Origin of the sequence: Bacillus sp. BPN334 (assembly GCF_008368885.1) — a bacterium.
GTDB classification, from domain to species: Bacteria; Bacillota; Bacilli; order Bacillales; family Bacillaceae_G; genus Bacillus_A; species Bacillus_A wiedmannii.
Genome location: NZ_QOZW01000003.1, coordinates 302,980 through 324,249, shown reverse-complemented (window position 1 = coordinate 324,249; position 21,270 = coordinate 302,980). Strand labels below are relative to the sequence as shown.

At 32.7% G+C, this 21,270-nt stretch carries 18 protein-coding genes and 4 pseudogenes; 8 read left to right on the top strand and 14 right to left on the bottom strand.

Features of this window, described 5'->3' with window-relative positions; all coding sequences use genetic code 11:
• Nucleotides 1–88: 88 nt before the first annotated feature.
• Complete coding sequence (locus DN393_RS32350) at nucleotides 89–523, bottom strand: collagen-like repeat preface domain-containing protein (RefSeq protein ID WP_370458081.1); 435 nt, start codon at nucleotides 521–523, stop codon at nucleotides 89–91.
• A gap of 599 nt (nucleotides 524–1,122) precedes the next feature.
• Here DN393_RS32350 and DN393_RS03320 point away from each other — a divergent pair.
• A complete protein-coding gene (locus tag DN393_RS03320; protein ID WP_001121646.1) occupies nucleotides 1,123–1,413 on the top strand; it encodes a DUF4183 domain-containing protein in 291 nt (96 codons plus the stop codon).
• 60 nt (nucleotides 1,414–1,473) lie between these two features.
• Here the strand turns inward: DN393_RS03320 and DN393_RS32275 are convergent.
• Nucleotides 1,474–2,098 (bottom strand): annotated as a pseudogene (locus DN393_RS32275) (DUF4183 domain-containing protein).
• A 209-nt stretch (nucleotides 2,099–2,307) separates the two neighbouring features.
• Between DN393_RS32275 and DN393_RS03310 the strand changes: the two are divergent.
• Nucleotides 2,308–2,859: a BclA C-terminal domain-containing protein gene (locus tag DN393_RS03310; RefSeq protein ID WP_064474132.1), complete on the top strand. Its 552-nt coding sequence runs from the start codon at nucleotides 2,308–2,310 to the stop codon at nucleotides 2,857–2,859.
• A 406-nt stretch (nucleotides 2,860–3,265) separates the two neighbouring features.
• Here DN393_RS03310 and DN393_RS03305 read toward each other — a convergent pair whose 3' ends face one another.
• On the bottom strand, nucleotides 3,266–3,880 hold the full coding sequence (locus DN393_RS03305; RefSeq protein ID WP_098103702.1) for a helix-turn-helix domain-containing protein: 615 nt from the start codon (nucleotides 3,878–3,880) through the stop codon (nucleotides 3,266–3,268).
• Nucleotides 3,881–3,939: 59 nt separating this feature from the next.
• Between DN393_RS03305 and DN393_RS03300 the strand changes: the two genes are divergently transcribed.
• Entirely contained in the window at nucleotides 3,940–4,524 is a 585-nt protein-coding gene (locus DN393_RS03300) for a LysE family transporter (protein ID WP_064474130.1), read from the top strand.
• Between the two features lie 219 nt (nucleotides 4,525–4,743).
• On the opposite strand, the gene DN393_RS03295 is transcribed toward DN393_RS03300, so the two are convergent.
• A complete protein-coding gene (locus DN393_RS03295; protein WP_064474129.1) occupies nucleotides 4,744–5,481 on the bottom strand; it encodes an N-acetylmuramoyl-L-alanine amidase in 738 nt (245 codons plus the stop codon).
• 278 nt (nucleotides 5,482–5,759) lie between these two features.
• Between DN393_RS03295 and DN393_RS03290 the strand changes: the two are divergent.
• Together DN393_RS03290 and DN393_RS03285 are read left to right on the top strand one after the other, a co-directional pair.
• Nucleotides 5,760–6,020 (top strand): annotated as a pseudogene (locus DN393_RS03290) (hypothetical protein).
• Between the two features lie 294 nt (nucleotides 6,021–6,314).
• A complete protein-coding gene (locus tag DN393_RS03285) occupies nucleotides 6,315–7,100 on the top strand; it encodes a sulfotransferase family 2 domain-containing protein (protein WP_064474128.1) in 786 nt (261 codons plus the stop codon).
• A gap of 276 nt (nucleotides 7,101–7,376) precedes the next feature.
• On the opposite strand, the gene DN393_RS03280 is transcribed toward DN393_RS03285, so the two are convergent.
• From DN393_RS03280 to DN393_RS03265, 4 genes are all read right to left on the bottom strand, one after another.
• Entirely contained in the window at nucleotides 7,377–9,173 is a 1,797-nt protein-coding gene (locus tag DN393_RS03280) for an ABC transporter ATP-binding protein (RefSeq protein ID WP_064474127.1), read from the bottom strand.
• Nucleotides 9,166–10,920 (bottom strand): ABC transporter ATP-binding protein, encoded by a 1,755-nt coding sequence (locus DN393_RS03275; protein WP_088046636.1) that lies wholly within the window; start codon nucleotides 10,918–10,920, stop codon nucleotides 9,166–9,168. Before DN393_RS03275 ends, DN393_RS03280 begins: the two co-directional genes overlap by 8 nt.
• A 342-nt stretch (nucleotides 10,921–11,262) precedes the next feature.
• Entirely contained in the window at nucleotides 11,263–12,147 is an 885-nt protein-coding gene (locus tag DN393_RS03270) for a GNAT family N-acetyltransferase (RefSeq protein WP_064474125.1), read from the bottom strand.
• Between the two features lie 261 nt (nucleotides 12,148–12,408).
• The gene (locus DN393_RS03265) at nucleotides 12,409–13,095 is read right to left on the bottom strand and encodes an MOSC domain-containing protein (RefSeq protein ID WP_088046635.1); all 687 of its coding nucleotides are present in this window, start codon (nucleotides 13,093–13,095) and stop codon (nucleotides 12,409–12,411) included.
• A gap of 263 nt (nucleotides 13,096–13,358) precedes the next feature.
• Here DN393_RS03265 and DN393_RS03260 point away from each other — a divergent pair, with 263 nt between their 5' ends.
• Nucleotides 13,359–14,261, top strand: a complete 903-nt coding sequence (locus tag DN393_RS03260) for a LysR family transcriptional regulator (protein ID WP_098112022.1) — start codon at nucleotides 13,359–13,361, stop codon at nucleotides 14,259–14,261.
• Between the two features lie 97 nt (nucleotides 14,262–14,358).
• Here the strand turns inward: DN393_RS03260 and DN393_RS03255 are convergent.
• From DN393_RS03255 to DN393_RS03245, 3 genes and pseudogenes are all read right to left on the bottom strand, one after another.
• Nucleotides 14,359–14,621, bottom strand: a pseudogene (locus DN393_RS03255) (hypothetical protein).
• Between the two features lie 61 nt (nucleotides 14,622–14,682).
• Entirely contained in the window at nucleotides 14,683–15,789 is a 1,107-nt protein-coding gene (locus tag DN393_RS03250; RefSeq protein WP_098112021.1) for a C45 family autoproteolytic acyltransferase/hydrolase, read from the bottom strand.
• 167 nt (nucleotides 15,790–15,956) lie between these two features.
• Nucleotides 15,957–17,000, bottom strand: a complete 1,044-nt coding sequence (locus DN393_RS03245) for an aspartate-semialdehyde dehydrogenase (RefSeq protein ID WP_103655330.1) — start codon at nucleotides 16,998–17,000, stop codon at nucleotides 15,957–15,959.
• Nucleotides 17,001–17,105: 105 nt separating this feature from the next.
• On the opposite strand from DN393_RS03245, the gene DN393_RS03240 reads away from it, so the two are divergent.
• Entirely contained in the window at nucleotides 17,106–17,996 is an 891-nt protein-coding gene (locus DN393_RS03240; protein WP_098102520.1) for a LysR family transcriptional regulator, read from the top strand.
• 59 nt (nucleotides 17,997–18,055) lie between these two features.
• Here the strand turns inward: DN393_RS03240 and DN393_RS03235 are convergent, their stop codons facing one another.
• A complete protein-coding gene (locus DN393_RS03235) occupies nucleotides 18,056–18,661 on the bottom strand; it encodes a PRK06770 family protein (RefSeq protein ID WP_149173313.1) in 606 nt (201 codons plus the stop codon).
• Nucleotides 18,662–18,871: 210 nt separating this feature from the next.
• Between DN393_RS03235 and DN393_RS03230 the strand changes: the two are divergent.
• Nucleotides 18,872–19,633, top strand: a pseudogene (locus DN393_RS03230) (arginase family protein).
• Between the two features lie 35 nt (nucleotides 19,634–19,668).
• Here DN393_RS03230 and DN393_RS03225 read toward each other — a convergent pair.
• The gene (locus DN393_RS03225; protein WP_098112037.1) at nucleotides 19,669–20,310 is read right to left on the bottom strand and encodes an AAA family ATPase; all 642 of its coding nucleotides are present in this window, start codon (nucleotides 20,308–20,310) and stop codon (nucleotides 19,669–19,671) included.
• A 17-nt stretch (nucleotides 20,311–20,327) separates the two neighbouring features.
• Nucleotides 20,328–21,224: a CPBP family intramembrane glutamic endopeptidase gene (locus DN393_RS03220; protein WP_064474118.1), complete on the bottom strand. Its 897-nt coding sequence runs from the start codon at nucleotides 21,222–21,224 to the stop codon at nucleotides 20,328–20,330.
• Nucleotides 21,225–21,270: the final 46 nt, after the last annotated feature.

The following is a 21,270-nucleotide window of genomic DNA, read 5'->3' as shown; positions in this document are numbered from 1 at the left end:
GGGCCTGTTGCTCCTGTCGGGCCTGTGTCTCCTGTTGGGCCTGTCGCTCCTGTTGCTCCTGTGTCTCCCGTTGGACCTGTTGGGCCTGCTACTCCTGTGTCTCCCGTTGGACCTGTTGGGCCTGTCGCTCCTGTTGCTCCTGTGTCGCCCCTGTTGCCCCTGTTGCTCCTGTTGCTCCTCCTCCTGGACCTGTTGGACCTGTTGGACCTGTTGGGCCACCTCCTGGAGTAGCACCAATTAGTTGAACTAATAAGTTTAATAGAAGTTGTAAGCTTGCAGGATCAATAATTAAAGAGAAGAAGAATGGTGCAAGAGCACTGAAGAATTGTTGTAATAAAGAAAGTAATTGACCTAGGTCTGGGTTAGGAGATTGTAGTAAGTTAATAATACTTTGAATTAATTGTTTTAAGAAATTCCCTTCTGGAGAAGGTGCTAATTCATTTAGTAAATTCAATAGTTGAGTAAACAAATTGAGTAAAGCTAATCTGTTTGCATCACTTGGATTTGCAAAAAACGCTGCAATAGCCGCAATTAAAGAGTTTAGTAAAGTTATTAATCTTCCTAATTGTTCACTAGTAATTGGAACCGTTTGTGGATTGTTACAACAATCTGGAGTGAAAACAATCGGATTATTGCAGTTGTTATGACCAAAACAATTGTTATGTGACATTTATTTCCTCCTTACTTATCTTATATTTGAGTGTTTTCCTATTATAAGAACTATAAAATTGTGTATAGGTTTCATTCACTTAAAATAGGAAACATGAATTATAATTAAACTGAAAAAACGATATTTAATTATGTTCATGACTCACATATTAATTATATGTTTTTAATAATTGACTGCTTAGATTAAACACCTAAACTTAAGAGTTTATTTTAATTTTCCACGTTTATCTCTTAGGTCCAAAAGCACATTTTAATTTAAATCTTAAAACTAAGCATTTGCATATAACCAACAAGTAACAACACCATCTTTTCAGATAAGTAACAATATCTTTACTAAAATTATGTTCTCTCAATAATTAAGAAGCCGTTTCTATTATAGAAAACTCTCATACAATATATCGGACAAGTTATTCTACACTTCGTTCAAAAAATAATGTAGGAGGTGAGAATTAATTGCCAATCATCCAACCATTTATGGCATCTAGAAGATTTACATCTACACTAGGAGCTGGAACAGGAACAGGTGCAGCTTTTGCAATTGCTGCTACAGCTTGTTTAAACGATGCTGGTACTACTGCAACTGCTTTTCCGACTTTTACGTATTACAACTTTTATGTAAACGGTATTCTTCAACCTAGTGTGAACTCCAGTATTACTACTGGACCTACTGGTGCTATTACAATTCCTGGCGGAGATGCATTAGACGGCGGAATTCCAATTACAATCGAATTTATCGTCACTTAGTTTAACTACTTTAATGTAGAACAAAAAGACAGATTCTTGTTATTTAAGAATCTGTCTTTTTTAATTAATAATGATGAATTGCAAAATAATTGAAGAACCTTGCGTTGGTGGTTGATTATCCAATAAAGTTAGCTGACCATTACTAACTTGATATAATGGTTGTGGTTGAAGTATTCCATTAATAAACAAATTAATATAGGAAACCTCATCAGGAGGTAATATATGTGTTGTACCATATTGAGCTATCCCATCTGAATCTGTATATATAAGTTTTTCTCCATCTGAAAAAGTGTAAAATAATAAATTAGTTGTTGTTATGGGACCAATAACTCCCGTTGGACCCGTTGAACCTGTTGAGCCTGTTGCTCCTGTTACTCCCGTTGGACCTGTTGCTCCCGTTGGACCTGTTGCTCCCGTTGTTCCTGTTACTCCCGTTGTTCCTGTTGCTCCCGTTGTTCCTGTTACTCCCGTTGGACCTGTTGCTCCCGTTGTCCTTGTGCTCCCGTTGTTCCTGTTACTCCCGTTGTTCCTGTTACTCCCGTTGGACCTGTTGCTCCCGTTGTTCCTGTTACGGACCTGTTGCTCCCGTTGGAATATAAATTGGCGGAAGAACTGGAAAGGTAGGTCCAATATTTTCAAATCTTACCATACCTTTATTCAACGATAATTTGTCATTGCGGTTCAATTTAATACCTCATTCCACATTTTTGTTTACTAATTAACAAAATATAACATCTATCATTTTGGAAAAATTCTATAACTACTTTTTCATACTAAAATGACTTTTACATATAATAAACTTTTTACCGTTGCTATAGCTAGTAGTATTAATATAATAAAATGATAGGTCCATTTCAAAATACTAAAACGGTTACGTTCTAATTTAAAAATGAGGTGATTTATATTCAAGATAAGAATGAAAAAATAAAAAAAGAACTATTATCACTGGCTCTTGAAATTATTCTTCCATACAGACTTACAGGTCCTACTGGTCCCACAGGTAATACCGGTCCCACAGGCATTACTGGACCCATTATTACAACAAACTCTATGTTCGCTAATAATACGTTAGGTGGTCCCATCTCAGTCATATTAGGTGGAACTAATATTCCACTTTCTAATAACCAAAGTCTCGGTAATTTTACAGTGAACGCTACAAATGATATATTTACAATTCCTGTTACTGGGAGATATTATTTAACCTACCAAGTTAATACGACAACTGCACTACTTGCTGGTACAAGGCTACTATTAAACTCTTCGACTCCACTTCCCGGATCTATTTTTTCACCCGCAATATCAACTTCAAATTATAATAATAATTTAATAACCAATTTAATTGCTGGTAATACAATTTCCCTTCAACTATTCGGCGTATTATCCATAGTTAATTTAGTTGGAGGTGGTTCAACAGGTGCCTCTTTAACAATTATACGAATCGATTAATAAATGATTCATTCTTTTTTATAATAAACATTCTTAGCTGCTAAAGTAGTAACTATTACGTCATTCCTAAATCTAATAATATTTCAATAATTTCACGACAGTGATTAAGCAATAAAAACAATTTGTACTATATTGATAGTAGAAATTATCTATACTAAATTTTCCGTATATATATTATCAATTTACACTTCTCCCTGCCAATGTTACATTGAGTAAGAAGACAGTTTATCAATTGCGAACCATCTCAATATGTATTTGATAAACCTACTCCAATCCTATACGCGAGAGCAATACTATGTTGACACTCAAACGAGTGTCTTTTTTTTATGAATTCATAAAATAAAACCATCTCTTATAGATGGTTTATCAACACACATTTCTTTATATCCTTAAAGTAATCGCAAGTTTATGAAGTTGGATAATAAATGGTCATACTTAACCGAGTTAGCGTTCGTCCGGAATTATAATACGAGTGCGATTTATCCGCCTTAAAGCGAATTGCATCCCCGCTATTTAATTTATATTGACAATCATTTATTTCAATTGTCAATTCCCCTTCAAACACCGTAATAAATTCTTCGGTCCCTTCTTTATGGCCTTCCGAACTTAATTTTCCTTCTGTTTCAATTTCAACCGTATAGATTTCAAAGTTCCTATCATCTTGAAAAGGAAAGGAAGGATACACTTTATATCTCCCATTGTCTTCTGATAATACTTGTACATCATTTCGTAAAACAACTTTCGTATCTGGTTGCGGATTATTGATTAAAGAAGTAAAAGACACTTTCAAACCATTAGCGATTTTCCATATCGTTGTTAATGTTGGGCTTGACTCTCCTCGTTCAATTTGTCCAATCATCGTTTTACTCACACCTGTTAATTGAGAGACCTTTTCTAAACTCATTTTCTCTTTTTCACGTATTGTTTTTAAATTTTTTGCTAAAATAAGTTGAATTTCTTCCATAAGAAACACCCCTACACTATATACAATATAACGACCGTTATGTATAATAAAAAGCACACGTTATATTGTTCTTTTCGGTCATTATAACACACACTATATATTTAGGGGGTTTTGAAATGCCTATATTTTCTTTTTTGTTATTTGTTTTTATAAGTAGCTTCACACCCGGACCTAACAATTTTTTAGCTATGACATACGCCAATCAACATGGTTTAAAAAGGAGTATGCAATTTTGTTTTGGAGTAGCTTTCGGGTTTTTCATCCTCACTTCCTTATGTAGCTTCTTTAATATTGTACTAATTAATATCCTACCCATAATCGAATTCCCTTTAAAAATTTTAGGTGTAGCATACATGCTATATTTAGCTTTTAAAATACTCACTAGTAAAACTAGTACAGATCCCGATGAAAAACATAATAAAAACTTATTTACAGTGGGGATTTTTCTTCAATTTGTCAATCCTAAAGGGATACTATTCGGGCTGACTGTAGTGTCAACTTTTATTCTCCCTTACTATAATTCATATTCAAGTTTTCTACTTTCCTCATTATTTCTAGGTGTAGTCGGGTTAATGAGCACATTTAGTTGGAGCTTATTTGGTTCCATGTTCCAAAAACTTTTATTAAAACATACTAAATCATTTAACATCATTATGGCCGTTTTATTAGTTTTCAGTGCTATTTCAATTGTAATCACTTAAATTCAAATTCTAAATTTCTTTTCTTTTTAAAAATATTGCTAAGATGCCCAATGAATTTCCCACTTACATGCATTACTTATCAATTTTCAAGGCGGGCGTCTCCTATATCTAACCTTATTCATACGAGATAAAAATTTTAAAAGAGGATTACTCATTATAAGTAATCCTCTTTTTCGGACTATTGATTTTTAAATATTCTGTTCCACTAAACTAAAATCTTTACTTAACTTCATACCACCAGCCTTTACGATCAAGATAATCTGTCATTCCTTTAAGTTGCGTATCTGAAGTTGGTTCAGAGATAAAATATGTTAAACCATCAGATTGTAAGATGAAGTTAGCTGTCATTTTTAGTGACGTTAATGCTCCCATTACATCGGGTGTTTCATATGGTGAAAAAGCTCCTGATTGAATGATATTTTTTTGGGCTGGCGGAGTTGTCCCACCAGATTGCCCCGTTAATGCATATACAATTGAATTAGCAATCTTATCTGGATCCCATTTTGCCATATCTGCTTCATTATCAATAAATCCAAGTTCAATTAAGATTGCAGGTGCTTTCGTATTCGATAACACATAAAGGTCTTTTCGTTCCTTTGCACCACGATTTGACCAGCCAATATCTTTTGAAAGTTGCGCTGCTATTTTTGCTGATAAAGCTTGTTGGTCATAGTACAAAACTTCAACACCGTTAGCTTTCGTATCATATGAGTTTAAGTGAAATGAAACTACTAAATCTACATCATGTGAGTTTGTTTTTGATACAATATTATTTAAATTTTGAGCTTGCGTTGTCCCTACTTCATCAGTATCATCATACACTGTATGCCCCAATGCTCTTAATTTAGCAACAACTGCATCCTTCACTTGGCGATCCATAATATGTTCTTTCCGATTTCCATAATTCGCACCCTGTACAATACTATTGTGACCTGCATGTAAACTATATCTAGCCATTGTTCAACATCCCCTTTTTTATTACTATATTCAAAGCTCGTCTTATTGTCCGGTCAAATATCCTGTACATCTCCAGCAAACAAAATTTGGGCACTAATCTATTTTTAAATTTTTAATTCAAGATTATTTATTTTCTAAAACAAAGATCTCATAAATACCCCAACTAATATTTTTAAGTTGCGGCATTCACGTATTTAAACTATTCATTTCAAAATCTTTTTATATTAATACACAAAAATAAGCTATAATATAAGTTTCTGTTCTTTAGAAGGGGTTTAATGGCTGATAAATATAAATTTTTGATACTCATTGTTACAGTATTTTTTTCTTTCTTTTCCTAAATAAAAGATTTCCGTAACACTTCAAAAAATTTCTTTTTGGGGAGCTTTGCAATCCTAACAAGCTTTATATTATTATTAACTCACGCTTTAGAATTAACTCCAATACTTCTCTATTCAGCACAGATGGCACTTGAGATTATTACAATTCCGCGTAAATTAATACTTCCATTTGTCACTGAAGCTGCTAGTTTTTGCTAACGAGAGGTGATCAATATAAATTGGAAACAAAAATACAATCCAAAGTATCTCTTTTACCGCATGTATAGTTATATTTATAAAGCCCTTGATGATATATCATGGTCCTTAAAATAATTTAGATTGTTATGAGTACACATTTTTTGTGTGCTCTTTTCATATCCCTATAAAATAACGCTTTCATTTCAAAGTTATATTGTTATTAAATTATCTATTCTACCCCTCTTCTCTTGTTCATATGCCGAGTTGTTTATTCATAAATTAAAAATAATTGACATAACTGAATGGAGGCTAACTATGTATTTTGCAAATATTATTAAATACGGACGCGTTCCGCACTTTAACTCTAACTTCCCTTTGATTTTATTTTGGAGTCAGAAAAGTGGCTGTACTTCACTTGCACATTGGTTTTTTTATCAAATAAATTTATTTAAACAAGCCATAAAATACGATTCCTTCATCCATAATTATGAAAATGAAATATACAAAAACTCCTCCGACTACTTTATTGAACTAGCTGCGGCTTTATATACAAACGGAAAAGATTCCTATAAATTAGTAAGAAACCCCTATACAAGAGCTGTAAGTTCATTCTTTTCACTAATTGCCCCCCCTCACATAGAAAACCCAGCATGGAATCCTATTCGGAATTTTTATTATGGTAATGAATTTTGTAATAAGCCTATTTCATTTAAAATCTTTCTCTACTATTTAAAAGCGCAAATGAAAGATTTACAACAAGTAGATCCACATTTAATGCAGCAATATGAACCAGCTGAGGAGGAGTTTGTTACGAAGTATATCTACCTTGAAAATTTCTCTACTGAAATTGCGCACTTAGAACAAACATATCAATTAAAAACTTCTCCTTTACACATACTAACCAAATCATGGCATCATCAGAAGGAAAGAGCGATTTTTAGAGGTGATTTTGCAGATGCTGATATTACCGATCCTTTATTCCCACGCCTCCCAACATACGATAGTTTTTATGATTATGAAACTATCCAATTAGTACAAGATATTTTTAATAAAGATTTTAGCACGTACAATTACCCATTAACTCCTTTAAAAAATAAGTGATTTTCTAATTGTAGTTTCATATATTATAGAGAAACTTAAATTCACCTATTTAAGTTTCCTCATACAACACTTTTTTGGAACAATTTTTACATCCAAAAATTACAAGTGAACGATTGGGGTCATAAAGGTGTTTTCATAACCTTACGCATGTTTTACCTTGGATGCAAGAATACGCAGGTAAAACATTTAGTGAACAACTATTTGGATAATAATGTTTACAAATATAAAAATACGGTTTCTCTTTCCTAGAGAAACCGCATCATATTAAAGTTTTTATTAAATTTTAAACTGACTCGTATACAAATCAAAGTAAAACCCTCTATCTTCCATAAGAGATTCATGATTCCCTCTTTCCAAAACACTTCCATCTTTTATAACAAGGATTTGATCTGCTTTTTCAATCGTTTTCAGTCGATGAGCGATTACGAAACTTGTTCGACCTCTCATTAAATTGTTTAGTCCTTCTTGTATTTGTAATTCTGTTCTCGTATCAATATTAGATGTCGCTTCATCAAGAATTAATATATCTGCATCTGCTAAAATCGCCCGCGCAATCGCAAGAAGTTGTTTTTGTCCTTGACTTAAATTCGATCCTTCTGAAGCAATTTTTGTTTCATATTGATTCGGTAAATGTTTAATAAAAGAATGTGCAGATGCTGCCTTAGCTGCATTGATTACTTCTTCATCACTAGCATCTAGTCGACCATAACGGATATTATCCATAATTGTCCCAGCAAATAAATACGTATCTTGTAAAACTACCCCTATTTTACTCCGCAACGAATTCATATCATACTCTTTTATATCTTTTCCATCGATATGAATTTGCCCTTGTTGTATATCGTAAAAGCGAGTTAGCAAATTAATGATTGTTGTTTTGCCCGATCCAGTTGGACCAACTAAAGCAATTGTCTCCCCTGGCTGTGCCTTAAGACTCACTTCTTTTAAAATCGTTTTATTTTCCTCATAACCAAATGAAACATTCTCGAGTGCAACATGCCCTTGTAAATTTTGTACAATGCATGCATCTTTTTTATTTTGAATTTCCGGTACTTCATCCATAATTTCAAATACACGCTCTCCACCAGCAACTGCCGCTTGAATTGTATTCATTAAAGTTGCGAATTGACTGAGTGGTCTTGAGAATTGACGAGAATAATTAATAAAAGCCGCAATGACACCTACTGTTGTCATTCCATTTAAAACCATAACTGAACCAGTCCCAATTACAAGCCCCATACCTAAGTTATTTATAAAGTTCATACTTGGAAAAATAAAAGCTGAAAATGTATCCGCCTTCGTAGCTGAAACTCTTAGTTGTTCATTAATTTTATTGAAATTTTGTACGGTTTCTTTTTCTTTCCCATATAACGTTGTAACATCCGCTCCTGTTATAGCTTCCTCAATAAAACCATTTAATTCTCCTAAATCTCGTTGACGCTTTGCAAAGTTTTTACCACTATAAGTAACTAGTTTTTTTGTAACGAAAAACATAATAGGTACTGTAATTAAAGTAACAATTGCTAAAATCCAATCTAATGCGAACATTGCAATCGTTACACCTATAAAGGTTAATGCTGATGAAATAATTTGTACAACACTTTGCGTCAACGCTTGATTCAAATTATCTATATCATTTGTAACACGGCTCATTAAATCCCCTTGAGAACGTACATCAAAGAACCGTAAAGAAAGCGTTTGGATTTTCTCAAAAATATCTTGTCGTATTTTTTGTATTGTTTTTAATGCAACATTAATCATAACAAATGTTTGTAACCATGTTAAAAACACTGTAACACCGTAAATGGCGATAAGTAACATACACATTCTTGCAGTTCCACTTAAATCTTTCGGTACAATATATTGATCTATAATTACTCCCATTAAATAAGGACCTAATAATCCAAGTAACGTCGTAACAAATACTAAAAATATAACGAACGTAAGAGCAGCCTTTTGATACCCCATATAGTTCCATACTCGCATTACTGTTCCTTTAGTATTTCTAGCTTTACCCATCTTAGGGGCTTTACGTCCACCTTTATTAGCAAATTGCCCTTGAAAATTACGCATGTTCTTTCCCACCTTCTTTATGTAAATTGCCACCTTGGGAAAGATAGATTTCTTGATATACCTCACATTGTTCTAACAATTCTTCATGTGTACCATCACCAACTAATTCACCGTTATCTAAAACGAGAATTTTATCAGCATCTATTATAGATGAGATTTTAGAGGCGATTAATAATGTTGTTGTTCCTTTATATTCTGTTCTTAATGCCGATTGAATGTTAGATTCTGATTTCGCATCAACTGCTGATGTAGAATCATCTAATATAAGAATGGATGGCTTTCTCACAAGTGCCCTTGCAATTGATACACGTTGTTTTTGTCCACCTGATAAATTCGTCGCACCTTGTGTTAAATGATATTGATATGAATCTTCCAACTTGTTAATAAACTCAGTCGCACAAGCTGATGAAGCCGCTACTTCCAGTTCGTCATTCGTTGCATCTTCTTTACCATAACGTAAGTTCTCTTCTATGCTACCTGAAAACAATAATGCCTTTTGAGGTACAAACCCGATTGAAGCACGAAGTTTTTGTAAATCGTATGCTCTAACATTTATTCCATCAATGCATACTTCCCCATGATCAACATCGTATAAACGCGGTAACAGTTTTGCTAAAGTAGATTTACCACTTCCTGTAGAACCGATAATTCCTACTTTTTCACCTTTACATATGTTAAATGAAATATCTTTTAAAACATATTCATTATTTTTCGTGTAACTATAACTAACATTTTTAAAGTCAATTTGTCCCTCAATTTGATTAGGTGCAACTGCATTTGTTTCCGTCGTAATATCAACCTCAGTATTTAAAACTTGCTGTACACGATCCGCAGATGGAAATGCTCGCGCGATTTGCATAAATACCATACTTATAGACATAAGTGACATTAAAATAATATTCAAATAGTTTATAAACGCTAAAATAGCTCCTACTTGAAGCGTTCCATCAAATACTTTTTCTCCACCAATCCATAATGTTGCGACAATCCCACCGCTTACAACTAACATAATGATTGGCATCATTAAAGAAATAAGCTGCACCGCTCGAATATTTATCTTCGTTAAATTTGTATTAACATTTCCAAACTGAGTAATTTCATATTTTTGTCTTACATACGCTTTAATAACACGTACTCCAGATAAATTTTCTTGTAGCTTTGTATTCACTTTATCTAATGCTTCTTGCACTTTTTTGAATGTTCCGCTCGCTTTACTTGCAATGAATATAATCGCAAGTAATAAAATTGGAACAACTACAAGTAATATAGGAAATAACTCGCGTGCTGTTACAAAAACAATTATTATACTTCCGATAAATAACAAAGGACCACGAACAAGTACACGTAATGTCATCGTCATCGCCGATTGAATAGAAGTAATATCATTTGTCACAATCGTTAATAATTTCCCAGTTCCAAATGAATCACGATTTTCACTAGAAAATGTTTCTATTTTCGCAAATACATCTTTTCGTATGTCTGTAGCGAAATTAACAGCTGCTTTTGTAGAATACATCATACACCCAAGTCCTCCAACTAAACCGAGTGCTGCAGCTCCTATCATAAGAAGCCCCATTTTTATTACATAATTCAAATCACGATTTGCTATCCCAACATCAATAATATGTTGCATAATAGTCGGTTGAATTAAGTCCATCGCAACCTCAAGTACCATAAATAGTGGTCCAATAATAGCGAAGAACATGTATGGTTTTAAATAATGTAATAATTTGCGAAATGATTTCATACTTCATCTCCTTTTTCCTATGAAATTACCATTTAATAATTCATACCCTCCTTACTTAAGCTATATAATTTTGAGTTTTCCAGTACTTCTATTATATTATGCAAATTAATATTTAACATTATTAAATGATAAGCATTTATGACTTTCCGGTCAATAAATGTGCTTTATATTACGCAAATAGAAAAACCGTATTCTCAAATAGAAAGAATACGGTTTTTCTATTTATTTATTAGCTTGCAAAATTCAATCTCAAATTCATTTTTTCAAGTGGACTTCATATGTATAGACCTATTTTAATAGTATGTATACTTGTATCCCCCTCAAAAATATCTATATAAACATTTAAAATTCCGTTAACACTGGGAATTTAAATCCTTTAAAATCTAGCTCTTTATTACTTCGAACCATTAAACACTTACTTGACTGTAATTCTGTAAATTGTACATCCTCAATCCCTAATTGATCTGGTGAGAAGTAAAATTCGATTTCTGTAAATCTTTCAGCGATTTCCTCGCATATTTCATCTAAAACTGGAAGTACTGGTGCAAACACTCCATATAATTTCAACATTTCATTATCTACTTCATACACAATAAGAGCATCTAGCTTCTCTGAATAATACAATTTCTCATTCCATTCCGAGTCATACATATTCAAATAAAACGAAGGGTGGAAGTTTAATGTTGCAAAATTATTTGAAAGTCTTTGGCTACTATCAATAGTTTCATGTATTAACTTTCTATCCTCTTCCATATAATAATCTAACTTTCTAAGTAAAGAATCATTATTATTCTTTTTATCATATGAAATAGTCATCAAATACTCCTGCACAACTTTAAACCCAAATGATGCATATAGTTCAGGTATTTCCGTAAACAATAAAGTACATTCACATTTCTTATCGATTTCTTCTATCATTTTACTCATTAATTGTGTCATGAGTCCTTGTCTACGAAAATTAGAGTGTGTCATTACCGATTGAATTCCCGCTGCATTTATTCTTTCACCATTTACTAGCAATGGTAGCGAAAATGCCGCAACATTTGCAATTGCTTTATCTTCTTGTAAAAATGATAAAGCTTTGTATGTATCATCCCAATAACCTCTCTCTGAAAAATCATTCAATGTTTGAATTGTAATCCCAAACACTTCTTCAAATAAAGGAAATAACTGCTCTCTTTTCGGTTCTTCTAAAAGAAGTTTTTCAAAATTTTCAACATTCCCCATGTTGTCCCTCCATACGTTAATTCCATCAAATTAGATGTAGTTGTAGAACCTACTCTTAAAGTAATAGGTCTTACCAATCAATATACTATCATAAAATATAAAAAAAAAGTCTAATTTATTTTATGTTTTGACTATTTGAAAATAAGTCGAATAAAATAATATTAGGATTTTTGAATATTAATAAGTTTGTTATATAAAAATAGTGCTTTCTAAGTCGTTTTTACTAATAGAAATGCACCATTTATAAAAAATATTTTTTTATTATTTTTTTCCTTCTAGTCTCTCCTGCGTGTTAATTTCTTCTCCCCTCATTCGCCTTTCAAATGTATTTCTCCAACTCGTAGAAAGCGCCTGTACTTCTAAAATCCTTTTTAGCCCTACTACATTTTGTTTTTCTTTATGCATGATACGATTAGCAAATGCTACCGTAACACCTTTTGGATCAGACTTCAGTAATTTTAACGTATCAGTAGGTGATACCCATCCTTCTTTTAATACGCGAAAATAAAATCCTGTATATCCTGTTTCTTGAAAATATAGTGGTAACTTTGGAATATTGTATTTCTTAGCTAATTTAAAACAAGGTTGTCTTGGTTGCGTCACTTGGACAATCGCTTCTCCAATTTGAAATGTATCACCAATACAAACATCCTCTTCACACAGACCACTAATTGTTATATTTTCTCCGAATGCTCCATATACAAGGTCTTCATTCAACTCTTTTTCCCAGTATCTATAATGTTCTCCAGAATACACACAAACTGCTTTATCTACTCCGCCATGATGAACTAAGTCCGCTTGCCCATCTCCATTAAATTTTAAAAAGGATAAAAACACTGGTTCCCTTACTTGATTCTTATTTATACCTGTATGAATTACCTTTCCGCCGTATGTAACCTCTTTTGGTAACCCTATGTTTAAAGATAGTACCTCATATACTTTATTCATCTTAATCGCTCCTCTTACTTACCCCACAATTTTTCAATAGATTAATTTATACTTTCAAACTCTCTGTCTATTTTTCATTTAAAATGACAAAAGATCAGCAAATGTAATAACCACTCAAATATCCTTGCTCCGATACTTATCTATCCTTACTTCAAAAACTTTTCAATCCCTCTCTAATAAAGTGATTATAAGCTCAACAAAATCATTGTTCAATCCAATTATTTATATAATAATGATAGGTATAACCTATCATTAAACTTGAGGTGATTCCAATCGAATTACGACAACTTGAATATTTTTTAGCTGTTTCAAAAGAATTGCATTTCACAAAAGCAGCTGAGAAATTAAATATTTCACAACCTTCTCTAAGTCAGCAAATACGTGCATTAGAACATGAAGTAGGAATGCCGCTTTTCGATCGCATTGGTAAAAGAATATCTTTAACTAATGCAGGAAGGATTTTATTATTACATAGTAAAACCATTTTTCATGAAGTCGAACAAGCTCGTTCTGCTATTCAAGATTTAAACGGGTTACAACAAGGTTCCTTAACAATAGGATCATTGTTAACCGTCGTAAATTATTTACTACCACCCGCTATTTTAAATTTTAATCAATTATATCCTAATATAGAACTCTCTGTATTAGGGCTTCGTACAGGAGATATTCGCGAAAAATTATTACAAAACGAACTTGATATTGGCATTACATTTCTCCCGGTGCAAGATAAGGAGATTATTTCTATCCCTCTATACAAAAGTGAACTTACATTAGTCGTACCAACCGGTCATCGATTAGCTGAACGTAATCATGTATCTATTGCTGAATTACAGAACTACCCTTTAATTCTATTACCTAAAAATTTCTTTTTAACCGAACTAATTACATCTCATTGTCAAAAATTCAATTTTAAACCAAAACCAATTTTAGTAATTAGTACGATGGAATCTTTAATCCAAATGGTTTCTAAAGGAATGGGAATTACAGTGTTACCAAAACCGTATATAGACTTTTTACAAAATAAAAACATTCAAGCTATTAAAATAGAAAATCCTACTCCAACAATAGAAATTGGACTTATATATAGAAAAGATAAATATATGTGTGCTGCAACTCGAGAGTTTATTGAGCAACTAAATAGAACAGTACGTTCTTTACAAAGCTAAACGAACAAAAGAGATTATCCTATAAAATCGCTTCACAACGACCTAGTAGAATAATCTCTTTTCAAAATAAAACATCATATTAAGATTCATATAGATTTCAATGTACCTTTTTAGATATTGGAATATATTTCGTGAAATATGCTCCAATTAGCAATAATACGATTGAAAACAACCAAGTAAACATACCGCCAAAGCTAAACCAATATGCAAAGAAATTTAAAATCGCAATTGCAAAGAAACAAATTGAAGGTAACGCACTCTTCAATCCTTTTACCCCTGCTTTTTTCTTTTTTCATAAGTAATATACATTGAAACGACAACAAATAAGATAAGAACAATCGGTAACATTACTTTTAGCAATGGCAATCCCTCTCGTATATACACTATTACCATTTTATCTCATTTATTCTTCTTGAATCAATTAATAGCGTTCTTCTTTCCAAAAGTCAGTATACGTTTTATTATTAAATTTCACATTCAACTTAGAAAAGGATAGGCTCTCTCCAACTTTCAATGAGTACCAGTCGTTGAATAGTGGAGATCCGAAGCAAATATTCATTGTACGGTTATGCAAATCAAATAAGACAGAATGCAAAGTTCCAAACCATTCTTCATAATTATGTACTGTCAGCCCAGTAGGATACTCTTTTTCTACTAATCCTTTTAAAGACTTCATGCTCACTAGTTCATTTTGATTTAAATATTCATACAATGTGTGATATCTGTTTGTAGATTGTTCTAATCTTCTATTATTCAATTTTTGAATAGGTAAACTAATCGCATGGTTTGTTGATACGATAAAATCATGGCTTTCCTCATCAATTGTGGTTATTGATTTAAAACCGTCAAATATTTCAATACGCGCTGCGTCTAAAGGATCTGCTACAATTAGATTAATATTACTTGCAATTGGCATTTCATCAACTAGTGATATCGCCTCCTGCACATTTTTACATTTCTCCAATAATACTCGAATTACCGCAAAACATTGTAAACCATTTAACACCGGCTTTCGTAAGCCTTCAATACTCCCTACTGGTTGACCACATGCTGAAAATGTAACAGCTAACCCATGCTCATTAACACCTTCAGTTCGACCAAAATAAAAAGTAGAAAATCCACTATGGGCATACGCGCCTTCAACATGTGTAGAGCAAAAACGCATATCATCTATTTTTGGTGACAAATCATAATTTCTTAATACATATGTGTGCTTTGAATCTGTCTTTTTAGGTAATACGACACAATGACTACATCCTGCTTTTAATAGTGTTTGATAATAATACATCATATTTCTAGCAGGAATTTTCAACACTTCACAAAAACCTTCAATTTCATCATTAATTCCAGGACAATATTGATGTAATATATTTCTAGATTCTGTCCAATAATTATCTGATACTAAATGTTCTTGTTGTATAAATTGTGGAATGAGATACGGATGACTTTTCACAAACTCTCCTTGTTGCCTTCCAATATCATAATGACTTCCTTTTAATGATGAAAAATACCCCTTTACTTCATACATCATATTTCCCCCTCTCATTGATTATATCCATATCATACTAAAAGGATTTTATTCATTCTTGATGTTTTTTACTGTCTTTCAAATCAAATTTGGCTGGAATAAAGAAAACAATTCTAAAATAAAAATTAGGAAACTGTAATCATTAACAGTTTCCTAATTTACCTATACTATATTATCCCTTCCTCCACCAACGTTTCTGCAATTTGAACCGAGTTCCAAGCGGCCCCTTTTAATAAATTATCGGAAACAATCCAAAGATGGAATCCTTTTGGTGTATCAGGGTCTTTTCTAATTCTCCCGACAAATGTATCTATTTTCCCTTCTGCATATACTGGCATTGGGTACAGCTGTTCACTAGGATTATCTTGCAGTATAACACCTGGTGCATCCAGCAACACTTCTCTTATTTCTGCAACAGTCGCTTCTTTTTCAAGTTCAATATAAACCGATTCTGAATGCCCTGAAACAACTGGAACACGCACACAAGTAGCTGCCATTTTTAAATTGAGATCTTCTAAAATTTTCTTCGTTTCTTGAATCATTTTTACTTCTTCAAATGTAAAATCATTATCTGTAAATATATCTACTTGAGGCAGTACATTAAACGCAATTGGATAATGCTTTTTATCTTTTTTCACAGGTAATATCGTACCCTTAACCTCTTCACCTGCAAGCATTGACTTAGTCTGTTCTTTTAATTCCTGAATCGCATGAATTCCTGAACCTGATACAGCTTGGTATGTGGAAACAATAATTCGTTCCAATCCGAATGCTTTTCGAATTGGCTGAAGTGCCGTCACCATCTGTAATGCTGAACAATTCGGAACTGCAATGATCCCTTTATGCTTCTTTAAAGTGTGCGCATTTACTTCTGGAACAACGAGCGGTACATCATGTACCATTCGGTATTCACTCGTGTTGTCAATTACGATAGCACCACTAGAGACTGCGTGATTGACAAATTGTCTAGAAACTTCTCCTCCAGCGCTAAAAAAGGCAATATCTACACCTTCAAAGCTAGTTGTTTTTGCCTCTTTTATTATTATCTCCCGTCCTTTAAATCGCACTACTTTACCAGCGGATCGTTTTGACGAAAGCAATGTAACTTCAACTATATTAAATTGAGTTTCTTTCTCTAACAGTTCAATAATTTTCTGTCCGACTGCACCTGTAGCCCCAACTACAGCTACATGATAGCCCTTTTTGATCATCTTTTCTCCTCCAATATCACTTAAATGAATATTTCTACAATTTCATTTTATAAAGAATTTAACCATTTGGAAAATTGAAATACGTGATATAATCATTCACAAATCATGATAATAAAAGAGGGATTGCTTATGGAAATGAGACACGTTAAAACATTTTGTGCGATTGTTAAATATGGTGGTTTTTCTAAAGCTGCTCATGCGTTAGGTTATGCGCAATCTACTGTAACAGCGCATATGAAAGCATTAGAAAACGATTTACATCTCCCTCTTTTCGATCGATTAGGGAAAAAAGTACTTCTTACAAAAGCAGGTCATCAATTTCATCCTTATGCTCTAGAATTACTAGCTATTTATGAAAAAGCGCAAGAAATCCCTCAAAATAGTGATGATTTAGAGGGAACATTAACGATTACATCTAACGAATCATTAGCAGTGTACCGATTACCACAATTATTACGTATGTACAAACAGGAGAATCCGAAAGTAAATATCGTACTGGAAACAACTACAAACGAACAAGCAATGAATAAGCTACGTGAAGGAGAATCAGATGTTATTTTCATAATTGGAGAAAGTATGGAACATAATGATTTTATTACGCGTACTTTTTGTAATGAAGCATTTGGATGGATTTTACCTCCACATTACTCTACACACTCTAATCCATTTTGTTTACTAAATGATACTCAATTTATCTTTACAGAACAAAGCTGCGGCTATAGACCAATGGTAGATCGATTTTTACGTCAAAGCGGAAATATTCCAGCTAAAACATTTGAAACTTCCAACGTTGAAGTCATTAAACAATCTGTAATGTGTGAGTTAGGAATTTCAATTCTTCCTTACATCGTTGTACAAGAAAATTGTCAAAAAGAACAACTCTGTTTTCAGCCTATCGAAACTCCAGCAGTTATTCAAAGCTATGTAATCTATCATAAATCTAGATGGATTTCACCCGTTTTACAATCATTTCTTTCCTTACTAGAACAAGACTAAAAGCTGCACACAAAAAAGAGTAACTGCCTAATAAGCACTTACTCTCTTCCAATATTATCTTATTTATTAGTCTGTCCCCCACCTGCAATTAATTTACTGCCTGAATATGTACCTTTTTGCATAAACAATTGATTAATTAACTCTTTTTGTTCCGCTTCTGACATTACACCTTTTCCTTCGCCTAAATTCCCGCTTTGTAATTTCCAAATCTTGTTGTGATCCGCGTCCATCTTTTCATATTTCCCTTGTTTCCATCTCTCTAAAATATCTGTATATGTATTTCCTTGTACTAGATCATTACTCTTTACAATATCAAGTAAACTTTCAATTCGTTCTTGTGTGATAAAAATATAGCCCCACTTTTGATCAGCTTTCGTTTTTTGATGTGCCATTTCATGTAATGCTGTCTGTATGTTCTCATCTGTCCATTTAAAATTTTTATTAAAACCGCTATTTGGTAATGAATGATTGCCATTTTCTAAAAGCTTTGCATCTTCAGCTTTTACTTTACTATCCGCTAGTACTTCTGCTGCCGGAGCAGCTGGTGATGCCTTTTTCGCAGCTGGTTTACTATTATTTAGATAATACAGCATACCATATGTTAAACCTACGCCGATTACCGCCATACCAGCTAAAATACCTATTATTTTAAAAAATGTTTTCATATTGCTTGTTTCCTCCCACATATCCCATTCATATTTTCTATTTCTTGAACCACATGTATATTTCCTTATATTGTATTTCTTTTCTTTATAAATTGAAAGATTATTCCGTCAAAAATCTCGATCTTTTTCAAATGCAGATCCATCTCTAAGCATTTCGTTTTAATTTTATAAAAATATATGCTAGCCTACATATAAAGGAGATGAATAAATATGAGTTTATTGTATATCGGTTTAACTTTTTTAAACTTTGATGATACGTATTTATTACAAAATAACCTTCATTCTTATTCACATGAAGATATTGATTTTAGTCATTTAGAGCACGCAAACCTGTATTGCGAGACTCCTTCTTTAAAGCGTATAAAACGGGAGTTATATCGTAGAAAGCAAAGAGGAATCACCTTTATCGGTTCTGGAAATTATCATTATGTATCTGATTTGCTACTAAAAGAAATAGATGAACCATTTAGCCTTATTTTATTTGATCATCACACTGATATGAACTTAAAAGAAGAAAATGAACATACTCTTATTTCTTGCGGGTCATAGGTATCATTCGCTCTTCAAAATAATTCGAAATTAAAGAAAGTAATTATTATTGGACCTTCTTCTTTAACCATTCATTCTAATGATTATTCATGCGTAGAAGTGTTCCCGATAGATACAGCTAATGAAATATCTGCACATACAATACTTTCGCATATTCATACAAAGACTGTATATGTAAGCATTGATAAAGATGTTTTAGATGCAAAAGTAACTATTACAAATTGGGATCAAGGACATATGAAACTTTCTACACTATTAAAATGTTTACATTCTCTTATTAGGAATAAAAATGTCTATGGTATCGACATTTGTGGTGAACTACCGGTTTATCCTTCTGAGCTCTTTCTAGCTAAATATGCAAATGCTATTAAGAAAAATGAAAAAGCAAACTTACAAATTATAAAATCAATATATAATACATAAAAAACAACGAGTACCTTATTAGGCACTCGTTGTTTTTATGCACGATATTCTTTTAACCACTTCGTAATCGCATCTAACCTCGAAACATCAAAACGTGTCTCTTCACACACATTTAAACTGTTTACACTTTTCACAATTTCTAATTCATTCGATTTTACACTTTTCGCATCAATCATTTTGCAGTACCCGTCTGTAACAGCATTTAAATTTTCATAATAACGTTGAAACGATTTTGATATATGTAAATGCTTTTCAAAGTTTCTTCTTCTTTTTGTCTCGTCAGATTCTTTCCTTTTTCTAAGTTCTTCATCATTCGTATATAAATAAAAATATTGATTGGGAAAACCAATTTCCCTATGTATTAGCTTTTCTTTATAAAAGTTTTCTATTAAAGATAACGGCTGATTAAATATATCAAAATGGAAACACCAATTATAACTAAGTGGTTGATAAATGTCGCCATCAAGTATTACTAATTCATATTGCTCTGATTTCTGCACTGCTATTTTCCAGCGCTCTACTTGTTTTTCAAAATACCATGTTCTATGTTCGTTTTTTGGTCTTTCAAATAAAACATTCACTTCAGGTATAATGTACGCACCATAATTTTTTTCTAATTCACGACACGTGCTACTCTTACCAACCGCACTCGCTCCCTCAAACGCTATAATCCCCATAGTTTCTCCCACTTTCATTAACTTAAATCTCTTTGCTTCGCATTTTTCCCCCATAACTGTCTCCATAAAACAATGGAAGCGATAGAAAGCATGATTGTTGTAATGATACTCCCCTCAATACCGAACGAGCCCCCATGAAGGACTTCCGATCCTTTTGTTACAGGTTTAAAAAGTGGTGTAGAATACATTGCCATTCCACTTACTGCAAATCCGAATACGTTATATTGTGCCCAATTCCAAATGGAATGCCATGCGCATATCCCCCAAAGACTACTATCTTTCAAAACGTAAAAAGCTGCAAATACACCAACTAATATTATATTCGATATTGAAAGAATTGTAATACCTGGATTTAGTAAATGAAGAAAACCAAATAAAAAAGAAGTCACAACAATCCCAATCCATATACGACTTCTAACAGATAGGACCGGAAATAACCAACCTCGAACAACAATTTCTTCTGTTGCACCTTGTATTAAAAAAGCAACTAAAGATCCCACAATTCCAATTATAGCGGTTGGCGTAATTTGTTGCATTTGTAGTTGTACAATTCCTGTTAATAAAAGTATCATTACTGGTATTGAAATGAAAACAAACCCTAATAATGCACCTCTCAAATATTTTCTTATCCACTGATTTCTCCAAAACCCAATGGATGAAATTGATCTTTTCTCTACAAATCTAACCCATAAAAAAACAAAAAATACAGCTCCGCCAAACGTCAATATCATCTCAATGTCACTATAAATCGCCTTCATTAAAAGTGTTTCTGCTTTCGGTAAAAACAACATAAATAACATGAACAATTCACCTAAAGTTAAAAATACAATTGCAAGTATAACAGCGAATACTGGATGAATTTTTCTTCTTCCTTCTTTGGCTGCTTCAATTATTTTAAATTGAATAAATTGCAATATTCTCGCCTCCTTAACAAATATATTAATACTATATATTGTTTCT